Annotated in this window: 3 protein-coding genes; all 3 read right to left on the bottom strand. The window is 49.6% G+C overall.

The window, feature by feature from the left end; genetic code table 11:
• Positions 1–107 precede the first annotated feature (107 nt).
• Entirely contained in the window at positions 108–371 is a 264-nt protein-coding gene (locus H6F80_RS00200) for a nuclear transport factor 2 family protein (protein WP_190789611.1), read from the bottom strand.
• Positions 372–490: 119 nt separating this feature from the next.
• Positions 491–1,081, bottom strand: coding sequence for an aminotransferase class IV (locus tag H6F80_RS00195; RefSeq protein WP_518523488.1), 591 nt, complete (start codon positions 1,079–1,081; stop codon positions 491–493).
• Complete coding sequence (locus H6F80_RS00190; RefSeq protein WP_190789610.1) at positions 1,051–2,409, bottom strand: IS701 family transposase; 1,359 nt, start codon at positions 2,407–2,409, stop codon at positions 1,051–1,053. The genes H6F80_RS00195 and H6F80_RS00190 overlap by 31 nt, the downstream gene beginning before the upstream one ends.
• Positions 2,410–2,598 lie beyond the last annotated feature (189 nt).

Genomic DNA, 2,598 nt, shown 5'->3' with positions numbered 1-2,598 from the left:
CTCATTTGCATAAACTCCAGAAGCTCCCACAGCGAGTCATGCGATATTTCAAGCATCGGTTTATTGCTTATGCTGCATAACTTCATGCCTCTTCTATGATTGCCGGGTTAATATGTTCCAGCAAGTTCAGCTTTGAGCGTAACCACAACACAATTGCTGTAGTCATGGATTTGGCGATCGCTAATTTCACTTCTTGTGAACCTGAAAACTCCAGAGCGATGCGCGTCCAGATCAAACTGCTTGTTGACGACCTGGCCTGTAGGCATCGTCCAAACCAAATCATCGGCAATAAGTTCAGCTAGCACAGCAACATCGCTGGTGAGCATCGCTTGCCGCAAATTGTCTTCTAAAGTCTCGATCGTTGTGTTCATTTTCTAGCCTCCATGATTTTTACCCTTAACCGTTCAAATTCAAGAACTCCCTGTTCTGATTAAGGGATCGCTCTGTAGATGAATTTAATCATCAAGGGGCGAATAGAGAACTGCAACCGTCAGGCGATCGAGATGGGAAACACCCAGTCCTGATATTCCGAAGCGCGATTTTCGGTAATCGCCGTCAGCTTTTCTCGCAGCTTTAGGGTGATGGGGCGATCGGCAGGCAGAACGTAGTTTTCGATGCGGGAGATAGGCGCGACTTTAGCCGCCGTGCCGCTGAGGAAAACTTCATCGGCGATGAACAGCTCGGTTTTATCAACGGGTCGTTCGACCACGGGAAAGCCCATGTCGCGGGCGATCGTCAACACGCTATCACGGGTGATGCCTTCTAGAATGTCTTGATCAAAGCCAGGAGAAATAATTGTGCCGTTTCGCACCAGAAAAATATTCATGCCAGACGCTTCGCTGACTTTACCCTGAGAGTTGAGCAAAATCGCTTCATCAAAGCCAGAATTAACAGCTTCGGTTTTTGCCAGCGACGAAGTGATATAGGCTCCGCTGGTTTTGCCACGCAAAGGCAGACTGCGATCTTCTTGACGATGCCAAGAGCTAATCCGACAGGACAGCCCTTCCGGCGAAAGATAATCACCCAGCTCTAAGCTCGACTTTATCCAATTTAGACAGCATAGCAGAGTAAACTGAACCAACAGTCCAGCAAAGGTTTTGGTATTTTTACCATGTCGGTTGTTGCTCCTGAGGATGGAAAAAGTCGAGTTTGCCAAAGTCGTTGTCGAACTAAAGCTAACGCATCTGTGAACGTTGGCAATGATTTTTTGTACCAGGTCAATTGAGGTAGGGTGAATCCCTGTTGAGACTGAAGTTGATGCGCTAATAGCACGACAATGGAGAACAGTGCGAACAAAACAGGAGTTGTCCGTCCAATTGCCTTATCCGACCACTGCCGTTGCGTTTCTACCCCCAGGTGGGCACGGGCTTCCTCAAAGGTCACCTCAACCTGCCAGCGTTGGCGGAACCACAGCAAGATTTGCTCCGGCTTGGCAGTTAAGTCTGTGCAGAGAAAAGCTTGGGGTTCCCGTTTGCCGGTCGGGTCTTTGACTAAAACCCAGCGAATTGGCACGGCAGGCAAGCCTGTGTGATACCAGAGAGCAGTTTGAGAAGCGACTTCTAGCTCCACAGAGCGTCCGCCATACCATCCTTCTAACTGCATCGACTGCCAATGGGTTTGAGCATCATCCAGAACGGTGCTGAGGGTCGCAAACCGCTTGCCGACTTTGCGGGGACGACCCATTTGCTTCAGCTGTCGAGGAGGGGCAGGCTCATACAGAGCAGCATCTAAGCGCAGCCGGGTTACAACAAACACAGGCTTGGGCAACTGCCCCAAGGCTTCTAGAAATTCCAGTGCCGCAAAGGAACTGTTAGCCACCAGCACCATCGCACGCTCAGGTAACCATCGCCTCACTTGCGTTAACATTTGCCGTGCCCAGTCAATCAGCTTCTTGTGGCGATGTCCCTGACGTTGGTTGTATTGCTTAGACGGCGCGAGAACGGTGAAAAAGGGCAGTGCCCAAACCCGATGCGACCACGGAATTTCAACCAGCAGCATCAGGCTTAGCCAGCGCAATCCACTGGTTTTAACAAAATGACTGTCACTCCAACGTACTGGGTCTCGATAAATTCCTCTTGCCCGAATCCGCTGACCCCAACATCGCTCAATGGTGTCATCAATGCCCATCACTAACACCCCCTTTGACGCAAATCCCTCGACTAACTGCTGCAACAGCAACTGGCTTCCTTGTCTTGCAGACCATACTGCACGATTGAGCACCCGATGATATTTTTGAAACTGAGCCACTTGCGCTAAACCCATCACCCGCAAAATTGCACTGACCGTTCGTTTGCCGGGAGCTAAAATTGCCCCAACTAGCAGCACCAAGGCAGAATCCCACACGGGCTGGGAAAACAATGAGGCAAACGTTACGATCAAAGGCATCAAGTCTTTCGGTAGCAGGCTCATCAGGATTATTCCAACAACGCTTTCCTGATTCTGCTACCTTTTCTCCTCTCCGAATTGGATAAAGTTGAGTTTAGAAGATGTTTAGAAATACGGAAGAGGTTGCAAAAGACTCAGGCTAGCTTGCGTAACATCAATCGAATCATCGCAAGGTAGATGAAGGTTTCTGAGGAGGCAGGTAAACGTTCGTAA

Origin of the sequence: Leptolyngbya sp. FACHB-711 (assembly GCF_014695615.1) — a bacterium.
Lineage (GTDB): Bacteria > Cyanobacteriota > Cyanobacteriia > Elainellales > Elainellaceae > Leptolyngbya_A.
The sequence above is the reverse complement of the archived record's forward strand: the minus strand, read 5'-3'. Positions and strand labels throughout refer to the sequence as shown.